At 60.7% G+C, this 21620-nt stretch carries 21 protein-coding genes; 10 read left to right on the top strand and 11 right to left on the bottom strand.

Annotated elements, in window-relative coordinates; all coding sequences use genetic code 11:
- A partial coding sequence (locus C9427_RS07470; protein WP_146172518.1) for a MurR/RpiR family transcriptional regulator occupies positions 1 to 260 on the bottom strand: 260 nt, incomplete at its 3' end.
- A gap of 22 nt (positions 261 to 282) precedes the next feature.
- Positions 283 to 1407, bottom strand: coding sequence for a GNAT family N-acetyltransferase (locus tag C9427_RS07465; protein WP_107648497.1), 1125 nt, complete (start codon positions 1405 to 1407; stop codon positions 283 to 285).
- A 608-nt stretch (positions 1408 to 2015) separates the two neighbouring features.
- On the opposite strand from C9427_RS07465, the gene C9427_RS07460 reads away from it, so the two are divergent.
- The 5 genes from C9427_RS07460 to C9427_RS07435 all read left to right on the top strand — a co-directional run bounded on the left by C9427_RS07460 (position 2016) and on the right by C9427_RS07435 (position 7547).
- Positions 2016 to 2930, top strand: a complete 915-nt coding sequence (locus C9427_RS07460; protein WP_245437018.1) for an ABC transporter substrate-binding protein — start codon at positions 2016 to 2018, stop codon at positions 2928 to 2930.
- 80 nt (positions 2931 to 3010) lie between these two features.
- Positions 3011 to 3640 carry a L,D-transpeptidase gene (locus tag C9427_RS07455; RefSeq protein ID WP_107648496.1) on the top strand — a complete coding sequence of 210 codons (630 nt, stop codon included), beginning with the start codon at positions 3011 to 3013 and terminating at the stop codon, positions 3638 to 3640.
- 24 nt (positions 3641 to 3664) lie between these two features.
- The gene (locus tag C9427_RS07450; RefSeq protein ID WP_107648492.1) at positions 3665 to 3991 is read left to right on the top strand and encodes a hypothetical protein; all 327 of its coding nucleotides are present in this window, start codon (positions 3665 to 3667) and stop codon (positions 3989 to 3991) included.
- A 919-nt stretch (positions 3992 to 4910) separates the two neighbouring features.
- A complete protein-coding gene (locus C9427_RS07440; RefSeq protein ID WP_107648491.1) occupies positions 4911 to 5384 on the top strand; it encodes a hypothetical protein in 474 nt (157 codons plus the stop codon).
- A 144-nt stretch (positions 5385 to 5528) separates the two neighbouring features.
- Entirely contained in the window at positions 5529 to 7547 is a 2019-nt protein-coding gene (locus C9427_RS07435; protein WP_245437017.1) for a sigma-54-dependent Fis family transcriptional regulator, read from the top strand.
- Positions 7548 to 7626: 79 nt separating this feature from the next.
- Here C9427_RS07435 and C9427_RS07430 read toward each other — a convergent pair whose 3' ends face one another.
- The 8 genes from C9427_RS07430 to C9427_RS07395 all read right to left on the bottom strand — a co-directional run bounded on the left by C9427_RS07430 (position 7627) and on the right by C9427_RS07395 (position 16600).
- Positions 7627 to 8670, bottom strand: coding sequence for an NAD(P)-dependent alcohol dehydrogenase (locus tag C9427_RS07430; protein WP_107648489.1), 1044 nt, complete (start codon positions 8668 to 8670; stop codon positions 7627 to 7629).
- A gap of 38 nt (positions 8671 to 8708) precedes the next feature.
- Positions 8709 to 10340: a molecular chaperone GroEL gene (gene groEL / locus C9427_RS07425; protein ID WP_107648488.1), complete on the bottom strand. Its 1632-nt coding sequence runs from the start codon at positions 10338 to 10340 to the stop codon at positions 8709 to 8711.
- Positions 10341 to 10416: 76 nt separating this feature from the next.
- Positions 10417 to 11214, bottom strand: coding sequence for an iron-sulfur cluster assembly protein (locus tag C9427_RS07420; RefSeq protein ID WP_107648487.1), 798 nt, complete (start codon positions 11212 to 11214; stop codon positions 10417 to 10419).
- Positions 11215 to 11219: 5 nt separating this feature from the next.
- Positions 11220 to 12242, bottom strand: a complete 1023-nt coding sequence (locus C9427_RS07415) for an amidohydrolase family protein (RefSeq protein ID WP_107648486.1) — start codon at positions 12240 to 12242, stop codon at positions 11220 to 11222.
- A 73-nt stretch (positions 12243 to 12315) separates the two neighbouring features.
- Positions 12316 to 12687 (bottom strand): MmoB/DmpM family protein, encoded by a 372-nt coding sequence (locus tag C9427_RS07410; protein WP_096455128.1) that lies wholly within the window; start codon positions 12685 to 12687, stop codon positions 12316 to 12318.
- 16 nt (positions 12688 to 12703) lie between these two features.
- Positions 12704 to 13762, bottom strand: a complete 1059-nt coding sequence (locus C9427_RS07405; RefSeq protein WP_107648485.1) for an aromatic/alkene monooxygenase hydroxylase subunit beta — start codon at positions 13760 to 13762, stop codon at positions 12704 to 12706.
- A gap of 48 nt (positions 13763 to 13810) precedes the next feature.
- Positions 13811 to 14872, bottom strand: a complete 1062-nt coding sequence (locus tag C9427_RS07400; protein WP_107648484.1) for an NADH:ubiquinone reductase (Na(+)-transporting) subunit F — start codon at positions 14870 to 14872, stop codon at positions 13811 to 13813.
- Positions 14873 to 14926: 54 nt separating this feature from the next.
- Positions 14927 to 16600, bottom strand: coding sequence for an aromatic/alkene/methane monooxygenase hydroxylase/oxygenase subunit alpha (locus C9427_RS07395; RefSeq protein ID WP_208636353.1), 1674 nt, complete (start codon positions 16598 to 16600; stop codon positions 14927 to 14929).
- Between the two features lie 553 nt (positions 16601 to 17153).
- Between C9427_RS07395 and C9427_RS07390 the strand changes: the two genes are divergently transcribed.
- From C9427_RS07390 to C9427_RS34050, 4 genes are read left to right on the top strand one after another with little or no spacing between them, the layout of a single operon-like run.
- Entirely contained in the window at positions 17154 to 17627 is a 474-nt protein-coding gene (locus C9427_RS07390; protein WP_107648494.1) for a hypothetical protein, read from the top strand.
- Entirely contained in the window at positions 17624 to 17947 is a 324-nt protein-coding gene (locus C9427_RS07385) for a hypothetical protein (protein ID WP_107648483.1), read from the top strand. Before C9427_RS07390 ends, C9427_RS07385 begins: the two co-directional genes overlap by 4 nt.
- 13 nt (positions 17948 to 17960) lie before the next feature.
- On the top strand, positions 17961 to 19088 hold the full coding sequence (locus C9427_RS07380) for a WD40 repeat domain-containing protein (protein WP_107648482.1): 1128 nt from the start codon (positions 17961 to 17963) through the stop codon (positions 19086 to 19088).
- A 32-nt stretch (positions 19089 to 19120) separates the two neighbouring features.
- Positions 19121 to 19294: a hypothetical protein gene (locus C9427_RS34050; RefSeq protein WP_167434275.1), complete on the top strand. Its 174-nt coding sequence runs from the start codon at positions 19121 to 19123 to the stop codon at positions 19292 to 19294.
- Positions 19295 to 20173: 879 nt separating this feature from the next.
- Here C9427_RS34050 and C9427_RS07370 read toward each other — a convergent pair.
- Positions 20174 to 21076, bottom strand: a complete 903-nt coding sequence (locus C9427_RS07370) for a GNAT family N-acetyltransferase (RefSeq protein ID WP_107648480.1) — start codon at positions 21074 to 21076, stop codon at positions 20174 to 20176.
- Positions 21077 to 21313: 237 nt separating this feature from the next.
- Between C9427_RS07370 and C9427_RS07365 the strand changes: the two genes are divergently transcribed.
- Positions 21314 to 21620 (top strand): M20/M25/M40 family metallo-hydrolase (locus C9427_RS07365; protein WP_146172517.1); only part of this gene is annotated, 307 nt, incomplete at its 3' end.

Raw genomic sequence — 21620 nt, 5'->3', positions numbered from 1 at the left:
AAGCCGCTGTCTCGCGCCCGCTCGTCGGTCGCCAGTTCCTTGGCCAGCGCCAGCTTGAAGTCCTGGAACCCGGAAAAGCCCTGATCGCGGCAGAAGCGCATAACGCTAGCCTCCGACGATCCCGACACCTCGGCGAGTTCGGTGATGCTCTGGCGCAATGTTGCGTCGGGCTGCGCCAGCACCATCTCGGCGACGCGCGCCAGCGCCGGCGTCATGTCGCCCGCCGCTGCTCTCAGCGAAGCTATCAGCGCGTGTGTCATGAAGGGTCCTGCGTCTGTTGGTTCAAAAATGCTCCGCCACCCAGGGCGGCGGTCCGGCGAAGAGCTGGTCACAGCGGTGTATGTCAGCCGAGTCACCGGCAAGGAGCCCATACTGCGCCAGTTTCGAGGTGCTGCGAAAGCCCGTGAACAGCTGGACGAAAGCCGGCGCCTGCATCGACACCGTCGGGCCAGTTGCGCCCTCGCTTACCTGAACCCTATTGCCGTCTATCTCAACCTGAAACGCGGCCTCGCCAAGGCGGAGTGTCAGCCTTGCCTGGTCGACATGGTAGCCACGCTGGCGCAAGGCGGCGACGGGGTCGAGAACCCGCAACAGCCACTCCTCCTGATGGGCAAGCCGCCAGCCCTTGTCAGGCATCGCCGCCACCAGATCGTCCTGCGGGGCGCCGTGCCAGCGCACCATTCGATAGACGGAGCGGAACCGGGCGAGGAAGGAAAGCAGGCCAAGCGCCGCTTCTGGCGAGGCCGCGTGCCAGTCCCTCATATCGAGGCGGGTCTTGTCGCCCATGTCGAGGATAAGATAGGCACCCTCGGCCAGATAGGCGGCGAGCGCGTCGGTCGGGGCGCGTCGCAACTCGTTCCAGTGCGCGGCCGCGCGCGTAAGGAGGCCGGATTCCCGAAGCGTCTTTTCGGCGTAGGCGGTGACAAGGCGTGGATCGTCGAGTTCGACGCGCTCGAAGGCGAGACGACTTGAGGAGGGCAGCGCCGCCGTCTCGGCCTCGTAGATTATTTCGTGACCGGCGAGTTCGAAGCCGGCCTTGCGGTAGACCGGCCGCGTTGAGGCAAAGAGCGTGGCGATGGCAGCGCCATTCGCCTTTGCTTCCTCGCAGAGCGCATCGACGAACGGCACGGCCAGCCCCTGCCCGCGCCGCTCCGGCGCGATCGCAACATGGGCGATGTTGGCCGCCCGCACCGGCCTGCCGTGGAAGACATGCGCCGTCTCGAGCAGCGCCGCGCACACCACCGGACGGCGGTCCTCGCCGCGAATGAGCCGCAGCGTCTCGATCCCAATGTTGATGATGTATTCGTGCGAACGCGCCTTGCTGAAAGCGAAAGCCCAGCTCAGCAAGCTGGCGATATCGGCGACATCTTCATTAGTCGCCGCCTCAATTGTGAAGTTTTTTTTCATACTATCAACATTCATGACGGTTTTCATCATAACGGGAAAATGAGGACGCGCAATGGGGCTGCTCAACCCCGACAAATTCGGCTCGGCGCTTTTAGCGATGGATTGCCAGGCGTTGTAGGTTTCAGTCGGTCGATTTCGGCTTGGCCGCGTCTGCTTTATGGGGCGCTTCATGATTGAGCTCGGCGACGGGATGAGGCGCAAAGCTGCCGTCAAAGTCATAGAACATCATCTATGGAATGGTGGCGGCGACTCGAGTACGCGACCTGAACTCGCCTGACGTCGGGGCGATCGCTTGGCGCCATAGCTGGCCTGCAGGTACTGGACACGTAACAGTTACAGAATTGCCACCCGTGTCAGGATCAGAGATGATCGGGCGTAGTCAGAAAAGAAACAACAGCCTAAGCACGAACGAGACGCCAATCTCGTTTTTGCGATTTGCAGCCTCTTCTTGTCGAGGATAGACAACTGCCACTGCCGAAAGCGGATTGTTGATGAAAGCTCAATCGAGAGGTAGCCTCTGGGTCGATGCATTGCTGGTGGACGGGAGGGCTGGCACGATGACGGCGAGGCGGTCATTTCGAAGACTAATCTTGGCGACGACCACGGTCATGCTGAGCGTCGGTGCTCATGCCGCCGACCTTGTCATAGCAATGCCCAACTGGTCGTCGGGCGAGGCGACCGCCAACATTTTGAAAGTCAGCCTGAAGAAGGAGTTCGGGCTGGACGCGGATGCCGTTCCGATGGGTACGCTAATAGCCTTCGCGGGTCTCAACACCGGTGAGGTCGATATCCATCCCGAAGTCTGGCTTCCCAACCTGGACAACCTCGTCAAGAAATACGTGACCGATGCAGGCACTGTCGCGATCAGCCCGATGGGAGTGCCCGCATGGCAGGGAATTTGCGCAACGTCCGTAGCCGCCGACAAATACGGCATCAAGAACATCTCGGACCTCAGCGATCCAAAGAAGACCGCATCGCTCGACACCGATGGTGATGGCAAGGGCGAGATGTGGATCGGCGCGGAGACATGGTCGTCGACCACCATCGAGCGCATCCGCGCCAACAGCTATGGCTATGCCAGGACGATGAGGCTGCTTGAAATGCCCGAGGATGTCGGCATGGCCGCGGTGGACGCAGCCGAAGCCACGGATCGCCCTATGGTCTTCGGCTGCTACGCCCCGCATGTGGTTTTCAAGCTGCACGATATCGTTCGCCTGACCGAGCCACCTTTCGATGCGGCCAAGTGGAAGATCGTCCTGCCCTCGGAGGATCCATCATCGTGGCTGTCGAAGTCGAGTGCAGCTGTGGGGTGGGATACGGCCCACTACCACATCGCCTACGCGAATGCTTTGCGCGAGAAGCATCCCGAGGTGGCTCGTTTCCTGGATCGTATCGATTTCAAACCCGAGGAAGCGATCGACATGAGCTATGCACTCCAGGTTGAAAGACAGGATCCTTACAAATTTGCCGAACAATGGGTGGCGAAGAACGAAGATCGCGTCAACGGGTGGGCAAAGCCGTGACTGCACGCTCGAAAGGAATAGATCCCGCAAGGCCTTCAACACGCTTCGCGCGCAAGCGGTCCTCGCATATTGCGCTGCTGATGGCCGCGGGCCTCGCAGTCTCGGTGTCAATTGCCTTTGCCGCTGGAACGCAGGTGTACAATCCGCAGACGAGGCAGTGGATCGACTACGATCGCACCAAGGCGTACAAATATTATAAGCTTCACAAGCAGGTGCCGGAATCGTTCCGCAAGCAGGTCGTCAAGTTCCGGACCGCCGAGCGGCCGGGCACAATCATCATCGACGGCAACCAGCATTTCCTCTACCTCGTCCAGCCTGGGCAGCAGGCAATCCGGTACGGCATCGGCGTTGGCAGGGACGGGTTTGGGTGGGCGGGAATCGTGCGTATCGGCCGCACGGCGGAATGGCCGACATGGACACCACCGTCCGAAATGGTTGCTCGCGACACCAAGGCAGCCAAATGGGCCAACGGCATGCCGGGAGGCCCCGACAATCCGCTCGGCGCACGGGCGCTTTACCTTTATGAGGGCGACAACGACACAATTTACCGGATCCATGGCACGCCGGAACCCTGGACGATTGGACTCGATGTGTCTTCTGGATGCATCCGGATGAACAACGATGACATCGTCGATCTCCATTCCCGCATCGAGGTTGGGGCGAAGGTCATTGTGTTGATGCAGGGAGCCGCTCTTTACAAGGGTGTGTGAAGCGGCATTCAGGGAGGGTAAGCAATGTCGACAAGACCCCATGCAGTGAGAAGACCGATTTCAGTCGTCGCAGTTGGATCACTGGCGGCGATACTGAGCGCCTGCGTCAGCGCGCCGCCTGCGCCAGAACAGATGTCCAGGACCAAGGTCGAGACCGCTCCGGCGGATCTTCAGTTGCTTTGCTCTGACGCGGTCGCCAAGGCGAGCGGCATCGATACGACCAAGATACTTCCGGTCTCCTCCAGCAAGCTCGATTCGAACACCTATCAGGTCGAGGTCGATGCCAGCGGCAAAAAAACCAGCTGCCTCGTCGACGCGGAAGGTAATGTCAAATCCATTCAGCCAGTCTGATCGGCTCGGGTTGGTGACGGTACTTTTTTCGTCTTAAGAGGTTGAAGATAAAAGAGTATCCCTGCCACGGGCGAGGTGCGGAAAGCCGTGTTGTGACCGGCAGGTGTCACAGCTTCCTACTCCGTTGTGCTAGCTTTTTCTACGCCGATTGGTGTGCGACTGCGTGACGGCCATTTTCAGCTCGGGTGTGATCTCCAACGGCGCATTCTCTGCCTTGTGCGGGTTCTGCAGCCCCTGGACATAGACGTGGGCCCCGTCTTGGAGCTAGGCAGGTGCGACATTCAGGGTTCGCACTTGTAGTACCGAGCTACTTCTCCCCAAACTCGCCAAAATCTTAGCCTCTTTCAGGCGACGCTTGTTACGCTGCTTCTCGATCGCTGGCGACCGTCCCTCGCCAATGGCGCGCTTCGCGTCGAGGCACTTCTCTCGGGCCAACGCAAGCGAGATTCCGTCCCGCCCATACGTCGCAGATTGGCGCATTTTCGGCGGCGTTTGGGTGGGCCTGAATCATTCCCACTCGATTGTTCGAACAGCACATAACCCAATGAAATCACTGTCAAATATTTTTCAGCGTCGCGTAAATACCGACATCAAGACCGTCAAAAATTTACACTTTTGATTTTAAAGGAAAAATCGCAGCAAAGAATATTTTGCGGTGTCACCAACTATCGGGATCAATCGGACGATTTTTGCACTTCTCGACTTTCGAGGGGGCGTCTCGGTGTGTCTCGGAAAATACCGTCAACAGCTCCAACTATGGAGCGCCGGAAAGCCCGTGTAGCAGCCACCTGCTACCAACGATGTGAATTTGGCGCTACCTATTGTGAATGGCGGATATGGCAATGGCAGTGTAGGGTTCGCTGCAAATAAGAATGACCGTACCCACGGCACTGCCAAGCCAACGAATCTGGGAGGATTCATGGTCGAGATCATCTCCAAGCGGGACGGCCCGCGGCGTGAGGATGCTCAGGTCAAGCGGCTGATCGAGCAGAACCGCTCGACCATCGTTCGCCTCGCCGACCAGATCAGTGGCGGTGGCTATTCGGCCTCCAGGAAGCCGCGCCAGCAACCCAAGGCGGAAGGCCTGATCATCCATGTTGGCGGCAACGCTGCAACCTCCACCGAAGCGAGCCCGTCCGTTTGTGTCACCATGAACGGACGTGTGATCTCCAAGGATCAGAACAGCGGCCGCCAGCTTCATCATATCGGCGATGTCCGCAACCGGAATGGCGATCAGGTCTTCGTGCTGGCAACGAAGCAGAACGGCTTTTTCTCGCCGGTCGACGAAGCCATTGCCGAGGCACTTGCCGGGCTGGACGGATCCCGGCTGACCGCGACTTATACTGAAGAACAGCTTGCCGCCGACATCGGTGCGAAACTCGGCATCGACTGATCGCCGCATTCGGGCGTCGCTGTGGACGTCCAATCCGCGAAGCATACAGAAATGGCATACCCCAAAAGGTACTGTGATGACTGAATGAAACACGCGAACGGCCCCAATCGGATGAAAAGCGATGTGCTTCCGACGCGTGCGTCGATGGCCACCGGACAGCTGGCTCTGGACAGGATCGACTATGATGAGCGCGCCACCATGCGCGCCTGGGAGAGTTTTCTTTCCGACGAGCCTACAAGCGCTCGCGATCCGGTCCATGTTCGCTCGCTGATCCACGATTCCTGGTACCGCAGCGCCAACGGCGGCATCAACGCGCAAGGCATAGAAGCGCCGCTGAGCAGTGATCGCGACGAGATCGAATATCTGACCCGCGCCAACGCCGAACTGCTTTCGGCGGCGCGCCGGTCGTTCGCCTCCCTTGGTAAGTTGCTGGACGGGACCGGCGCGATGCTGGTGCTTGCCGACAGCGACGGCGTTTTGATCGACGCCATCGGCGACAAGAAGACGCTGCATGACGGTATGGATATCCACCTTGCCATCGGCGGCAAATGGAACGAGGGCGCCGTCGGAACCAACGGCATCGGCACGGCGCTGTGGACCGGTGAGCCGACTTTCGTCCACGCGGCCGAGCATTTCTGCGCCGGCATCAAATCCTGGACCTGCGCGGGGGCGCCGATCCGCGATCCGCTGGACGGCAAGATCATCGGCGTTGTCGACCTGTCGGGCTATTCGCCGATCTTCCGGCCGCACAACACCGCACTCGTCGCCGCCACCGCCAGGCAGATCGAAAAGGCCCTCGCCGAGCAGCAGCAGGAGCAACGCACACGCCTGCTCGAAGCCTTCATTTCCTCGGCGCCCAGCTACCGTCGAAAAGACGGGCTGGTAATCGTCGATCATCGTGGCCGCGCGATCTTCTGCAACAACGTGCCCAATGGCGACACGACCGAGATGATGGACGGTCCGATGGAACCCGGCCGTGGTCGTTGGCTGATGAACCTGCCGGCCTCCGGCTCGGACACCGATCTCTCCAACGCGCTGCCGCCGCATCTGCGCTCCTGCCACATCACGCCGCTGAAGTTCGACGGCGATCTTCGCGGCGCGGCGCTGGTGTTTCCCTCGGTGCCGGCCGTCTCCAGCATGACGGTGATGCGCCGGGAAGGGGACAAGCACCTGCGGGCAGCCGCGGCGATGATCGTCGGCGAAAGCGAGAAATTGCTGGCCGCCGTCGATATCGCCTCCCGGGTGGCAGGGTCGAACGGTGTCACCTCGTTGCTGATCGAAGGCGAAACCGGTGTGGGAAAAGAGCTGTTTGCACGGCTTGTCCATGCCGGCAGCCGGCGCACCGAAAACGACCCGTTCATCGCCATGAACTGTGGCGCGATCACCAAGGAGCTGTTCGGCAGCGAATTGTTCGGTCACGTCTCCGGCGCCTTTACCGGCGCTTCGCGCGACGGCAAGCCGGGCATCTTCGAACTCGCCAATGGCGGCGTGCTCAGTCTTGACGAGATCGGCGAGTTGCCGCTCGAAATCCAGCCCTTCCTGTTGCGTGTGCTGGAAGAGCGCGTGGTTCACCGCATCGGTGACTCCAGGGGGCGGCCGGTGGACGTGCGGCTGGTCGCGTCGACCAATCGCGACCTCAAGCAGGAGGTCGCGGTCGGGCGCTTCCGCAGCGATCTATACTACCGCATCGGCGCGGTCTCGATCCATGTCCCGGCCCTGCGCGAGCGCGGCGACGACGTGCTGCTTTTGATCGAGCATTTCAACCGGCAGATCGCGAAGCTGGCCGGCAATGACCCGCTGGAGTTTTCGAACGAAGCACTCGATGCGCTGCTGGCCTATCGCTGGCCGGGCAATGTGCGCGAACTGAAAAATCTGGTCGAGCGCCTGTACATACTGGCACGCGGCGGCACGATCGAACTGCAGGATCTTCCCGGGGAAATCAGTGCCGGCGATCGCGGCAGCATGGCGATGCACGGCGACCATCCGGCAGCCATGCTCGAAGCCCCGGTGTGCACATTTGAGGATGCGGAGCGCCAGGCGATCAAGAATGCGCTTGCGGCGGAGAGCGGCAACCTCAGCAAGGTTGCGCTGCGGCTTGGCATTTCACGGCCGACGCTGTACCGCAAGCTCGGCCAATACGGCATCCGCCGCGGCTTCCTCTGATTGAGATTTGTCCATCGGCACAAAAAACCCGCAGCATTCGCGCTACGGGTCGGAGAAAATTCGCAGGACGAATTGCGTTTCAGGGCACAATGACGCCGCGGCCGGTGAATCGGCGGTTCTTGAAATCGTCGAGCGCGGTGTTGATGCTGGCGAGGTTGTATTCGGTGTAGTGCATCTTCACCTTGCCGTCGGCGTTGAGTTCCATCAGTTCGACAAGCTCGGTGAAATTGCCGACCAGGCTGCCGCCGATGTTGATCTCCTCGATGACGAGATGCGCGGTCGGTACGTTGATGTTGCCGCCATAGCCGACGACGAACAGTTGCCCACCCTTGCGCACCATCTTCCAGCAGATGTTCTCGACGCCGAGTTCGCCGACAAAGTCGATCACCACGTGCGCGCCGCCGCCGGTGATCTGACTGACTTCCTCGATGACGTTTGGCCCGCCATCGAGGATGAAGTCGGCGCCAAGGTCCTTGGCCAGCACCCGCGCCGCTGGCTCACGATCGACGGCGATGATGCGGCAGCCCGAGATCGCGTGCAGCGATTGCAGCGCGATATGACCGAGTCCGCCAATGCCGAGCAGCACACAATAACTCCCTGGCCGCAGCAGTTTGGCGGCACGTTTGGCGGCGCGGTAGGCGGTAATGCCGGCATCGGCCAGCGGCGCCACCTCGATCGGCGTGACATTTGCGTTCAGCTTGATCAGCGAGCGCTCGCTGGTGATGAAATACTCGGCGAAGCCGCCATTCATGCCAAGGCCGGGGAACTGGCCGTTATCGCAGTACATGTCCTCGCCATGGCGGCAGTTGAGGCAGATGCCGCAGGAGCGGAAAGGATGGCAGATCACCGCGTCGCCACGCTTGACCGACCTGACGCCGCTGCCGATCTCTTCGACCCAGCCGGCATTTTCGTGGCCCATAATGTAGGGCAACAGCGTGCCTTCGGGATCCATGGTTGGCTTCCACACACCCTCGATGATATGCAGGTCGGTGCGGCAGAGGCCGGCGGCTCCGACCCGCACGATCACTTCGTCGGGCGCGGTGATTGTCGGCGCCTTGACCTCCTCGATCTTGAGCTGGACGTTCATCTTCGGGTCATAGTCGTAGAGTCTGGCAGCTTTCATCGTCGTGTCCTTTCAACGTCGAGATTGTCTGGATTGTCTCAGGCGCGGCCGAGCTTTTCGGAGCCACCGCCACGCGCCGGTCCGGCCGTCGGATCCTCATCCTCGGCAAGGTCGCCAATCAACGTTTCGGTGGTCAGGATCAGGGTCGCGACCGAGGCTGCGTTGGCAAGCGCAGTGTAGGTGACGCGGACCGGGTCGATGATCCCCGCCTCGAACATGTTCTGATACGCACCGGTCGATGCGTTGTAGCCGTAGCCGCCATTGATGCGGGTGACTTCGGTTACCACGGCTTCGGGATCGGCGCCGGCATTGGCGGCGATGCGCCACAGCGGCCGCGACAACACAGAGCGTACCAGGCGCACACCCTCTGCGACATCGCCTTCAACACCGGCCGCCACCTTGTCGAGTAGTGGCGCGATCTGGGCGAGTGCCGAGCCGCCACCGGCGACGACGCCCTCCTCGGAAGCGGCGCGCACCGCGTTCAAGGAATCCTCGATAAGCTGGATAGTGCGCTTCTGCTCGACCGGCGTGACGCCACCGGCATAGAGGATCGCGGTGCCGCCGGAGAGCTTGGCCAGGCGTTCTCGCAGCTTGTCCTGGTCGATGTTGGGCGGCGAGGCCTCATACTGCCGCTGCACCTGGGCACGGCGCGAGGCGATCGTCGCATGGTCGCCGCCGCCGCGAATGATCGAGGTGTAGGAGGAACTGGTCTTCACCCGGTCGGCGGTGCCGAGATCCTCGGCGGTGACATCCTCGAGCCGACCGCCGAGATCGCGCGCGATCACCTTGCCGCCCGTGATGATGGCCAGATCCTCCATCATCGCCTTGCGCCAATGGCCATATTCCGGCGGATGGACCACCAGATATCGTCCCGGTCCCTGCTTGCCGAGCAGCGTCACCACCACTTCCGGCGACATCTCCTCGGACACGATCAGCAACGGCCGGCCATCCTCGTCAGCGATGCGGCGAACGGCATCGAGCTGCCCGGGCTCCCTGATCTTGAGGTCTGTCATCAGGATGTAGGGCCGTTCGAGAACTGCCTCCATTTTCTCAGGGTCGGTCACCATGTGATGCGAGAGATAGCCGCGTTCGAAGGACATGCCTTCGACGACATCGAGCGTGGTTTCGGTGGTGACGCTGAAATCGGTGGTGATGACGCCCTCAGCGCCGACACGCTGATGGGCTTCGGCCACCAGAGCGCCAAGCGCGGTGTTGGTCGCAGCTATATTGGCGACCGACGCCAGGATGCCGTTGCCCTTCGCAGGCTTGGCCGAAGCCTTGAGCGCGGCCACCACCGCCGCCACGGCAAGGTCGATACCCTTGCACAGATCGACGGATTTCACGCCACGCTCATTCGCATCGACGCCACCCTGGATCAGCGCGTTGGCGAGCACGATGGCCGTGGTGGTGCCGTCGCCGGCGACCTCATTGGTCTGCATCGACACCTCGCGGACAACTTGTGCGCCCATGTTTTCGAAACGGTCGTGCAACTCGATCTCCGAGGCGATGCTGACACCGTCGCGGGTCACCATCGGCGTCCCGATCGGCCGGTCGATCATGGCGTTCATGCCTTTGGGGCCGAGCGTTGGCTCGACGGCGGCCGCAAGCCGGAAGACGCCACGGGCGAGAGCACGGCGGGCCTCGGAATTGTGAAGCATTATTTTGGGCATGATTCCTCCTTCCGCCTTACGGGCGGGTTGTTGGTTAGGGGCCTCGTGCGAGGGAGGCCGTTGTTTCAGCTCTGCTTCAGGCGGTCGGCGCGGTCCCGGCCGGCACGCGATCCAGAATGAAATCGACCAGCGTCGGTTCGCCGTCGACCACATCCAGTTCCTTGTATCTGGTCTGCTTGAGCCCACGGCACAGCGCGCCGTTGAATTCCATGTTGATGCGCACGCTGCGCAGTTCGGCGAGATGGGCACTGAGCGCCGTGGGCGGGATTATCTGTCCTTCCCAGGTCACGAAAACAGGGTGGTCCGCCCGGCGGTCGGGAAAACGCTCGAGCAGGGCCGCCCTGTATCTTGGCTGTTGTTTGGTGGCTTCACCCGCCTCGAACCGGGCGACGTCGTATGCCGGCAGGTCCATGCCGAGGATTTCCCGATCCGTCAGGCCGTGCTCCCGCAGGCCGCGCAAGACTGCCTCTTGGCGCCGCTTGAATGCCTTCATCCCAAAGGTTTCGCGCAGGGCGCCGAGATCCTGATCCTCGGCAAGCACGGCGAAGATGTCGCTGAATGTCTTGCCGGCTCCCATGCCGCGATTGACCTCGTCCGCGAACATGTGGTCGTGCAGCTTGACGCGATAGGCAGGCGACCATGAGAGCTGGTCGAGCGCCTTGCGGACGCCGTCCAGCATCAAGAACGCGAAGTTGGGCGAGCACCAGTAGGTCGGCAGGCGAAAATCGATCTCCACGCTGCCATCGCTCGTCACCGCGGCCCGTTCGACGAAGCCCATCTCGGTGACGGGCTCGTCGAGTTCCGGGTCGTTGACATCACCAAGGCGCCGCCAGAGTTCCTTCTCGCGGCCGCCGGAAACGCTGGCGGTTGCCATGGCTCCTACTCCGCCGCGATACTGAAGGGCGAACTGGCGAGCGCCTTCTTCTTGGCTTCGACGTCGATGTTGTAGAGACGCGCGGCGTTGAGGCCGAGAATCTTCTCCTTGATCTCGTCTGTCAGTTGCACACCGCGTTCTGCGGCGATGTCCTCCGGGATCTGGTAGGCCCAGAATTTCTCGACCAGCCAGCGCGGCGTCCAGATCGCGTAGTCGGAACCGAACAGGATTTTCTCCGGTCCGATCCAGAACAGCAGTTCGGCGATGACCTCGCCGAAATAGCGCGGGCGCGCATGGATGAAGGGCAGCGCTACCGCCAGTCCGCCATAGACATTGGTTTCCTGAGTCGCGATCCAGCAGAAATCGTCGAGACGCGGCAGCCCGCAATGCTCGATGATCCAGTTGAGGTTCTGGAAATCCGTCGCAGCGTAGTCGACGTCATGCACGTCGAAGGCGTCCTTCGAGAGCGGGATGATCGTCGGACCCTTGTGGACGTGGATGTTCTTGATGCCGAGCTTGTCGCAGAGTTCGAAGCATTTGTAGGCATCGGGATCGGTGAGCTTCCATCCCTTGGAGGCGCCGTTCCATTCGGCGGTGTACATCTTCACTCCCTTGACGTCGTAGGTCTCCTTGAGGAAGTGGATGTACTCAAGCGCCTTCTCGCCGTCGCGCGGATCGAAGGCGCCGTTGACGATGAAACGCTCCGGATAGCGCTTGGCCACCTCGGCGTTGCGCTCGATCGTGTTGAAGCCGTTCTTGTAGAAGTCCTTGAGATAGGTCGACTGGACGATCGCCACATCGTCGGGACCGTCGATGAACAGGTCGCGATAGAGATCGTCGGCGCTGTATTTCTCGAACTTGCTCTTCTCCCACAGCTGGTCCTTCGGGCTCAAGCCCGTGTGATAGGCATAGAAGCATTCGATGAACTGCTTGCCGTGGATATTCTTCTGGTTCTCCGGGCTGCCGTCCCAGAAATGGGTGTGGCCGTCGACTATGAAAATGTCCTTGCCTTCCGGTGTTCTGTACATGGTTGCCTCCGCAGCAATCGCGTTGATCGGTTGGGCGCGCCGCACCCAGCGGCGCGCCGGATTTTTGTGGCGGCTATTCGATGTACTCGAACATCTCATCCATGTTGCCGAACAGGATCACGGTGTTGTCGTCGACGCGCACCATGCGGCCGTAATGGGTGGAGGTGTTGACCTCGAAGGTCTCGGCCGAGATCTCGCGGCCAAGATATTCACCGATCGCGTCCATCTTGAAGATCAGCTTGCCGTCGCCGTCGATGCGGATCAGCGCCGGCTGGTAGGTGATGGTCACCCCCGGCTTCTGGCCCATGAATTCGGCGATCGCGCGTGCCTCGACCGAGTCGTTCATGGTGACGCCGCACTGGTGCGAAATCGTCTGCTCGAAGGTGATGTCCTTCATCGCCTTGAAGATGTTGGAATGCGTTGCGTCGCGTGCTGCTAGTGACATGACAATTTCTCCTGTTTCAGCGCTTGAGGCCGAGTTCGCCGAGGATCTGGCCAATCCGCTCCTCGGATTTGGCGCGGACGTCGGCGAACGCGACCGGCTTGGAATGCGGCATCGACCAGATCGGCTGCAGGCCGGCGGCTGCCTTGTCGGCGAGCGCGCCGTGTTTCTTGACCCAGCCCTGGAAAAGCTTCTTGTTGGCGGCGCCATGCTTCTCGTCATTGGCGAGCATGTGCATCAGGTCGATCGTGTTGGCGAGGTTGCGCTCGTAGTCGGCCTCGGCCGCCGAGATCACCGCCGGCGTGATGAAGTCATGGTTGGCGGCGGCGATCTGCATCAGGAAGCCGGAGCGGAAAACTTCGCCGACCAGAGGCTCGAAGACGATGTTGATGGCGAAATACTGCTCGAGATAATCGGTCGCGCCCATGATGGTTTCGACAGCTTCGCGGGTGCCTTGCCAGTTCTTGTCCTCCAGCCAGGCCTTCTTGCCGAGTTCGTCGTCCCAGCCAGGCAGGTCCATGCCGATCTCGGCAAGATAGAGCGTGATGTCCTGGGCAAGCCTGAGCTTGTAGGACGAATTGGTCAGCGTCGCGTTGTTGATCATCTGGGTGTAGCCATAACGCTGCGCCTGCATCAGCGAGGTGCCGAGGCCGAATTCGGCGTGTTTCCAGGCGCCGAGCTGCGTTTGCAGGATCTTGGCCCAGGCCTTATCGAAGGTCTTCGGCGCACCCGATTTGCGGGCATTGTTGATGACGCTCTGCACCATCGTCTCGATCTTCGACTGACGCTGGTAGTGTGTGCGCTCCCATTCCTGATCAGGGGCGCGGAAGGCATGCCAGTTGGAGCTCTGCGCGGCGGTGTTCTGCTTGACATAGGCGCCCTTGCCGTCGGCGAAGGAGATGATCCAGTCCTGGATCAGGTAGCGTTCCGGGTCGGGCTGGACATCGACCGTCATGTCTTCGTAGTGGGTGGCGCGCTGGCCCTTCGGTTCGAAATACCGATATTTGCGACTGTCGGAGTCGGCGAAGATCGCAGCACCGGCGGCTCCTGATCCGACTGAACTCGAGGTTGCAGGCATAGTCTCTCTCCCTTGTTGCAGTTGTGGTTGGCTTGCGCGTTGCCGCCCTCAATGGGCCGGCGTTGCACCCGCCGATGTGGTGAACTTGTCGAAGAAGATCCGCTCCGTTTCGAAGCCGTTCATGAACAGCACCGGCTGCAGCGCATCGATCATCGGCGGCGGGCCACAGGCATGGACATCGCCCTGCCCGTCGACCGCGAGTTGCCTGAGCATGGCGTCGACGCTCTGGTGAACGAAGCCGCGTTCGCCTTGCCATTCGGCGTCGTCATTGGCGTGCGACAGCACGGGAATGAAGGTGACGTCGGAATGATTGCCGACCAGCTCGGCGATCCTGTCGAGGTAGAACAGGTCGTTGCGGGTGCGGGCACCGTAGAAGAAATACACCGGACGCTTCTCACCGCTCTTAAGGTGGTCGTTGAGGATCGACCAGATCGGCGACATGCCCGATCCGGCCCCGACCAGAATCAGGGGTCCTTGCCGTTCGTCGCGGCGGAAACAGGTTCCGTAGGGTCCGACGACGGTGACTTCGGCTCCGGCCCTGATGCCTCCGGAATCGAGTTCACCCGAGAACTTTCCTTCAGGGTATTTTTTGATGATGAAGGAGAGTTTTTGGGTTTGGTCCGGCGTATTTGCCATGGAGAACGAGCGCGTAATCGTCTCCCCTTTTTGCGTGGTAACCGTGATGTCGACATATTGCCCCGCCCAGAACTTCATCGGCGAGCCGAGTTCGATCTCGATGCCGCGAATGTCGTGGGTCAGCTGCTCGATTTGAGCAATCCGGCCCTTGTACGTCTTCACGGCGATCGCTTTCGCCAAAATCTCCTCGTCGTAGTTGAGAAGCTCGACTTCCAAGTCGGAGAAGGCGATGCAGCGGCACAACAGGACGTGCCCGCTTTCCTTCTCCATGTCGTTCAGCGCGAAGGTCGAGTATTTCAGCATGTCGACTTCGCCTTCGAGCAACACGCTTTTGCAGGCCGAGCATTGCCCTTCCTTGCAGCCGTGCGGCAGGGCGATGCCCTGGCGAAACGCTGCGTTGAGCACCGTTTCGCCATTCTCGACCTCGAATTCGACGCCGACCGGGCTCAGCCTGACCGTGTGGGTTTCCGACATACGGACCTCCAGTGAAAGGAAGGGGCGGGACGAACCCGCCCCCCTTTGGCCTGATCAGTTGCAGGGGTTGATCGTGAAGCCGGCCCGGTATTCCGCCAGGTGCTTCTCACGGTCCGCGGGCGACATGGCACGCAGCGCGTTGAGTGGCGATCCGAGCTTGTTGCCGCGCACATCGTCGAGCGTCCACATCTCCTTGTCGTCGAAGCGCAGATGCGGCTGCGGAACCAGCGTCTTGCCGTCGGAGCGGACGAAGTTCAGGTCCTTGATGGCATCGGCCAGGTCCCAGCCGTCATAGAGCGTTTCCCATTCGCGCTTCCCGCTGAAACGGCCCATCGCCGGCGTCGGACGGCCCTCATACTCGTCGTTGAAGGCGACCATCGTGGTCCAGCGGTCGAGCTCATGGGCGAAGGTGTAGAGTTCGCCGTTGATCTCGCCGACCACCATGTCCTCGCGGATCAGGCAGGGAACGAGGCACGACCAGCAGCGGTGCGGATAGACGTAGCCGACATCGCTGTTGAACAGCAGCACCTTCTCGCCCTTGTGGCTGAGCTTGCCATACCATTTCCAGAAATCACCGAACTCGGCGTACCAGCCCGGGTACTTGTGTTCGAACCACTCGAAGTCCTTGTCGGTCTGAGCTTCGATGCGCCAGAAATTGACCGGCCAGCCGACCGCGAAGAACTGGCCGACCTTGTGGACGTAGTTCTTCTTGGTGATGCGCTCCCAGGCTGCCTGGACGTCGTCGTGATGGACCTTGATGCCGTATTTCTCGAGCGGCAGCATGTAGGTGCGGTAGTAGTCCTCATAGATCCAGCGGTGCCACATTTCCGCGTAGGACTCCTTGTTCTTGTCGCGGTTGGTGGTGCCGTATTCGATGAAGGTGCCGATTGCGGCATCGACGATGGCATGGTTCTGCCAGAAGGCGTAGCGCAGGTCGCGCTCAAGCAAGAGATGGTTCTCCGGCTCCTTAAGCGCCGCCATCAGCAGCGAGTGGCCATTGCCGATGTGCCGGCTCTCGTCGGATTGCACCGACAGGAAGACGGTCGGCAGCGCATAGTCGCCGTTGCGGGCAGCTTCCGAAGGCATGGCGACGAACAGCGTGTTGGTGAAGGCGGTCTCGGCGACCACGGTCAGGTACATGCAGGCGGCCGTCATCGTGTCGCCGGTGATGAAGCCTTCGGCGAACTGGCGGCCGATGGTGGTGGCGTAGCATTTTCCGAAGGCTTCCTCGGTGATGTCGAAGCCGGCCGGATCGATGTAGTTTTCCATGTACCATTTCTTGAGATTCATCTGGATCGTCGAGTGACGGAACTCGTCGATCATCTGCATGGTGAAGCCGGTCCGCAGTTCTTCGCCAGGTGCGATGCGGGCGACCATCGCCATCGAGCGGGCGGCGGAGATTTCCGGGAAGGGAATGATGGCCAGGAAGAGCTTCATCCACTCGACCCAGCGCGGCTCGACATTGCGGAACATGTCGCCGCGCAAGGCAGCATCGAGCGCGCCATAGACGCGGTTGTCCTTCTCTTCCTGCATCGGGAAGTAGGACCGCAGGACCTGCTTCATCGGGTCGCGCGGCGTCTTGTTGATCTTGTAGTCGGTCGGAAACGTCATCGCTTCCTGCACGTAGGAAGGATTCCAGCCGAGATCGGCAATCTTCTTGGTCGCCTCGCCGACGGAGATTCCGCGTTGCGAGGTAATCTTGTTGAGCGTCAGAGACGTCATGGTCATAAGCCTCCACCAGGTTTGAGCCGCAGGTCCCTTGACCCCGGCATGAAGCGGCAAAGCACCGCCAGTGAGAGTGCGAGCGGCATGACAAAGCGTTGCGCTCCGAGGCGCGACCCGAGGTCAGGCCGTTCAAGTGGATCGGGGCAAAGGTTTCGAGGCGTCTGGCAGGGATCCGCGACGCCAACCGCATGTGCGATGGGCGTATCGAAGCGGCTCTGCTTCCTCCGTTCCTTCGTTCTTTTGGCACCGCGTCAAGCGCGACGGGCTTCTTATGAAAATGAACAAAGCAAGCGCCGTGCCAGTTTTAAAATAGTGCTCATAGCTGGCATTCAAAACAAGACCGCCATCCTTTCGGCACGCAATCCGACTCCCAACTGTAACGTTCTTTTACAGTTGTAACTTACGCCTGTAATATTTAACATATATTCGCATGTGCAGCATATTTAGTTAGCATTCGCAGCAAATAATCAGATTCATATTAGATGTTTAACTCTTCGTCTTTCCAGACTATTTGAAGACGACGGCCCATGAGCGGGCCCGGCGCTGGAGAACGACCATGCCGAACGACAAGGACAGCCGAGGGTCACCCGAGCCGATGTCCAGCCATGCCGATGGTGTCACCGGCGATCTCGTCAAGCTGATGCCGCGCGATCTGGTCTTCGTCATGCGCTTCATGGGCGAGAGCCAGCACCGCCTGCAGAGCCATTTCCAGGACTTCATCCAGGCCGAGCTTGCCGCCGGCGGCGTCACCATGGAGACGCATCCGATGATCCATCTGTTCATCGAAAGCCATGCGATCCTGTTGCGCGACTTCGTGTTTTCGGGCGTTTCACTGACGCGTCAGTTCCGTGTCGACGAGATCGAGCGGCTGACCGGCGACACGACATCGATGATCCGCGTCGACATCTGGGACCAGCTCAAGAGCCACATCGAAACGGCTGAAAAACAGTTTCAGTCGCAGGCCGGCACATTGCCCAAATTGCTGTCGGCTTTCGAGAAACCGCAGGGGCCTTCGGGGAGCGAAAAATGACCCAAGGATCCGAAACGGCCAGGCGTGACACGCTGCTTGCTCGCCGGCTCGATCTCGTTGCCAGCGTCTCGGCGCTTACCGCGGAAGCGTTGCGGCTCAACCAGAAACGCGCCGGTATCGAAATGGACGTGCTGCGCCTGGAGCTGGAAATCGGCAGAAGCGGTGACAATGCGCAACTGGTGCGGGACTTGCATGAGGCTGAAGAGAGCGCCGTGGCTATCATGCAGGCATGCGCGGCTTGTGAGGATCGCATCATAGCTGTCGAAGCCGACATCGAGGAGCTTGATCGCCGGCTTGTCGCAACGGCGAACAAGAACTGACGGGAGAGAGAACATGAACCAGCAGACGATGCAGAACCTGACCTTGTTCGACCTCCTGGCCCGCAGCTGGCAGCGACCGTCAGCGATCGCCGATCTGCGCTTCGGCACCGACGGAACGGCTGTCGCCTTCACCTCGGTGGACGGAACCGTCGCCATAGCCGCGGTCGCGGATCACGAGCCGCCGGAATCGCGGCTCAGGGTGAGCCATGATCTCGGGCAGACGACGATCCGCCCCAGGGAGAAGCCACTAGTGCCGCTGATCGCCACAGCGGCATTCGGTGATGGCGATGTTCCGATCGCCGCCCACACGCGTTCCGGCTTTCTGGTCGGCGCGGCCAGCGGCGACGTGCAGCATCTGACCGCCGGCGGTGAAACCGAGGCCTCCCTGGTCAAGATCGATGGACCGACCGTAGCCATCGACCACAGCACAAGGGCGGAAAGGACAGCCATCAGCAATGGGCATGATGTTTTTCTCTCGCGTGGCCAAGGCGATGCCGTGCAACTGGGACTCGGTGTGGCATTGTCAACAGATGCACTCGCCTTCTCGCCAGGCGGGCGCCGCCTCGCTTGCGGCGTTGGTGAAGGGCTGTCGATCTGGGCGGTCGAAGGCGATGCAGCCTTGATACACGATATCTCCCTCCCAGCACGCCTGGTATCGATCCGCTGGAGCAGCGATGGCACATGGTTGGCATGCGGGCTTGAAACAGGAGGCTTTGCGCTGGTCAGCATGGCCGATGGCCGAACGGACATCGTCGCGGGATTTCCATCACCGGTTCGGACAATGTGCTGGAGCCAACCCGCGAATGCGCTGTTTGCCTCGGGCGCCTTTCGGATCGCCGGCTGGTCGATGACCACCCCGCCTTTTGGCGGCGACACCTCCGGCGCGCTGGAGACAGGCCGCGCCGGGCTGGTTCTGGTCGAGGCGGTGGCGGCGCACCCGGAGAAGAAGCTGATTGCCGCGGGTTACGCCAACGGCCGGATCACCATCGCCCAGATCGGGGCGCGGGACGAGCTCGTCGTCAGACCATTGGGCAGCGCCGTCACCGCTCTTGCCTGGTCGGGCGACGGTAGACACCTCGCGGTGGGTTCTGTCGATGGCACCGCCGCGATCGTCACCTTTCCTGCGCAGATGTTCAAATAGCGGACTCAGCCCACATGAAACAGGAGGATCAGATGCAGACCGAACTCACCGCAGAGGACAAGAGCAAGGACGAATTTTTCGAACGGCTGGCCGAACTGTCGGAAGAAATGGTGGCCAAGCATGGCAAGGATTTCAGCATGGGTGCGCTGGTGCTCGCCGCTCGCTGGATCGCTGAGAACCGCGTCGGCAAGCTGAAGACCAACTAGATCGACGTGACGATCCGTTCCTCGGGCGGCCCAGCGATCTTGTGGTGCAGGATCGTACGCCACTGCGCTGCCTTGGACGATGCTGCATCGGCGGTAAAGGCTGGCTAGGTCCGCGAAGCACACTGCCGATTTGCACGCCATAGTACGCCGCTACTCTCTATGAGTTTGGCGGGATTTACTTCCGACGCAACGACATGCCAGATCAGCAGACGATCAGGACGGAGAACAGGAAACGGCAGGAACCCTCAGTGGGAAAATGGAGCGAGCTGCAGTTTCTGTGTTGCCACCGTCGTTCCCCTTCACTCCCACTCGATTGTATCTGACCCAGCTAGGTTATTGATCTAGCAGGGTTTTTCTTGCTTGCGGCATTGAAAGCCGACGCATGGGCCGTCAAAAAATTACGCTTTTGATTTTAAAGGGAAAATCGCCGCAAAAAATATTTCGAGGTTTCACCAACTATCGGGACCAATCGGGCGATTTTTGCACTTTGCGGCGTTCGACGGCGTGCCCAAGCTGTCTCGAAAAGTACCGTCGCCGCTCTGACTAACGCATTTTTCCGTTGCAAGATCGATGGTCACGGTGGGCCCGGAGGATGTACTAAGAACTTTGATTTCATTGACTTTTCTGTGGGCCAAAATCAGAAATATTGCCGTATCGTTCCGCACAGTGCCGCGGCGCTTTCATTGTCAAAACTTGGATAGATAAGCGCCAGGTGCGCGCCTGCCTTAGGTAAGTTCGAAGGCTGTGACAATGCAGCTTGGGCAGTTTGGGTCTGCTGCGTTTTGATCCAGCATAGCTGCAGAAACCGCAGTTCTCCTAGCGCCGCAAGAGTGCCTGCGAAGGCGTGAACACCCACGAATGCCCGGGTCCTGGACTGAACTACCCGAGAGTTTGGCTGGCGAGGGCATACGTCACCGGTCCAGTTGCACCGCCGACGCCAAAATCGGTGAGGCGTTTGCCCATCGACATGGTGAGCACCGTGTCGAAAACCGGCATTCCGTTGTGCGACAGAAAGGCGGCGAACTCGCCATTGTCCATATGGGTGTCAATTCGCAGGAAAGACCCCGAATGGTCGGCCACGTGTGGCTGGACAACTGCTACCGCCTCAGCGTCGCTTTCCGCCACGACCGGCCCCACGACGTGGCCCCGCCCGAACGGCCGACAGAGCGCGAAAGCGCTCAGCCTGTCACCCTTGAAAAGACCATAGCCGGCCGTGTGTGTGAAAAGCTTTTCGATGAGCGCCGCCCGCCTCACGCCAAATCCTGCCGCGTCGAGCGCGATCGCTGCGGGAAGATCCCTTGCGTCCAAAGTCCGGACGTCGCCCGGAATATTTGCCGGCCTACCGGTCTTCTGCGTGCGGGCGATGCCCTGGCATTGATAAACGGTCTTCTCCGGCTGGAAGTCGAGCGAGAGATAGAGCCGCCTTGCCGCGCGCGTTGCATTGAGGCGCAGATCGCGCCCGGCGACTTTCTCGAAGACCCGCTTCATCAGCCATTGCCCCGCCCCCAGCGTCTGGAGCCGCGGCGAGGTGATGACCATTCCCACCGTCGCGAAATCGGTGCCATGTGCGAACCACATGGCCGAGCCGAGAACCCGGCCGATCTCATCGAGCGCCACGAACCCCTGTCCCGACTCGCGCAGGAATTGCCAATCCTCGGCGCGATGCGGCCATCCCACAGCCAGGGAGAGCGCGTGCAACCTATCCAGATCGACGCCTTCGATGTCGCCGATGCGCATCGAGATGGTGTCGATTTTCAAGCTTCCGGACGGCTTCAATTCCATGCCCCTGCAAGATTTCCGCACTATAGGCGACACACCGACGGCCGGCCCTGCCCGTAAACGCTAAACGAGCAGACCGGTACGATTTGCTCGAAAGCCGCGCGCCAACGCAAGATTCAACTGAAACACTTTCGCTTTCGGCACGCAATCGCGTCAAAACACGCACATCCTTTCCGGCAATGTTGCAACTATGGTCGACGGCATCGATCCCGGCGAACCCCAGACGCTTTGAGGGCTGGAATGGACGTCTTCGACATCCTCGACCGTCTCGTCGCCTTTCCATCGGTGGCCGGCAAACCGAACGGCGACATCGCAGGTTGGATCGAGACCCATCTCACGGAGCACAGAGCTCAGGTCAACGTGATCCTCGGGCCCGAAGGCGACCGTTCCAATCTTTTCGCGACGGTCGGTCCCGCCGATGTTCCGGGCTACATCCTGTCCGGCCACATGGACGTCGTTCCCGCCGGCGAGGCGCAATGGAGTTCGGCTCCTTTCACGTTGCGCCGGGACTGTGAACGGCTCTACGGACGCGGCACCACGGATATGA

The sequence above is a fragment of the Mesorhizobium helmanticense genome (genome assembly GCF_003034915.1).
Classification (GTDB): domain Bacteria; phylum Pseudomonadota; class Alphaproteobacteria; order Rhizobiales; family Rhizobiaceae; genus Mesorhizobium; species Mesorhizobium helmanticense.
Note: the sequence above shows the minus strand (reverse complement) of the source record. Positions and strands in the feature narration are given on the sequence as shown.

Coding starts and splice junctions, on each gene's coding strand:
- C9427_RS07465 (WP_107648497.1), bottom strand. CDS start 1,407: ATGAAAAAAAACTTCACAATTGAGGCGGCGACTAATGAAGATGTCGCC.
- C9427_RS07415 (WP_107648486.1), bottom strand. CDS start 12,242: ATGTACAGAACACCGGAAGGCAAGGACATTTTCATAGTCGACGGCCAC.
- C9427_RS07395 (WP_208636353.1), bottom strand. CDS start 16,600: ATGACCATGACGTCTCTGACGCTCAACAAGATTACCTCGCAACGCGGA.
- C9427_RS07385 (WP_107648483.1), top strand. CDS start 17,624: ATGACCCAAGGATCCGAAACGGCCAGGCGTGACACGCTGCTTGCTCGC.
- C9427_RS07455 (WP_107648496.1), top strand. CDS start 3,011: ATGGCCGCGGGCCTCGCAGTCTCGGTGTCAATTGCCTTTGCCGCTGGA.
- C9427_RS07390 (WP_107648494.1), top strand. CDS start 17,154: ATGCCGAACGACAAGGACAGCCGAGGGTCACCCGAGCCGATGTCCAGC.
- C9427_RS07430 (WP_107648489.1), bottom strand. CDS start 8,670: ATGAAAGCTGCCAGACTCTACGACTATGACCCGAAGATGAACGTCCAG.
- C9427_RS07435 (WP_245437017.1), top strand. CDS start 5,529: ATGGCCACCGGACAGCTGGCTCTGGACAGGATCGACTATGATGAGCGC.
- C9427_RS34050 (WP_167434275.1), top strand. CDS start 19,121: ATGCAGACCGAACTCACCGCAGAGGACAAGAGCAAGGACGAATTTTTC.
- C9427_RS07460 (WP_245437018.1), top strand. CDS start 2,016: ATGCTGAGCGTCGGTGCTCATGCCGCCGACCTTGTCATAGCAATGCCC.
- C9427_RS07405 (WP_107648485.1), bottom strand. CDS start 13,762: ATGCCTGCAACCTCGAGTTCAGTCGGATCAGGAGCCGCCGGTGCTGCG.
- C9427_RS07420 (WP_107648487.1), bottom strand. CDS start 11,214: ATGGCAACCGCCAGCGTTTCCGGCGGCCGCGAGAAGGAACTCTGGCGG.
- C9427_RS07440 (WP_107648491.1), top strand. CDS start 4,911: ATGGTCGAGATCATCTCCAAGCGGGACGGCCCGCGGCGTGAGGATGCT.
- C9427_RS07370 (WP_107648480.1), bottom strand. CDS start 21,076: ATGGAATTGAAGCCGTCCGGAAGCTTGAAAATCGACACCATCTCGATG.
- C9427_RS07400 (WP_107648484.1), bottom strand. CDS start 14,872: ATGTCGGAAACCCACACGGTCAGGCTGAGCCCGGTCGGCGTCGAATTC.
- C9427_RS07410 (WP_096455128.1), bottom strand. CDS start 12,687: ATGTCACTAGCAGCACGCGACGCAACGCATTCCAACATCTTCAAGGCG.
- C9427_RS07450 (WP_107648492.1), top strand. CDS start 3,665: ATGTCGACAAGACCCCATGCAGTGAGAAGACCGATTTCAGTCGTCGCA.
- groEL (WP_107648488.1), bottom strand. CDS start 10,340: ATGCCCAAAATAATGCTTCACAATTCCGAGGCCCGCCGTGCTCTCGCC.
- C9427_RS07380 (WP_107648482.1), top strand. CDS start 17,961: ATGAACCAGCAGACGATGCAGAACCTGACCTTGTTCGACCTCCTGGCC.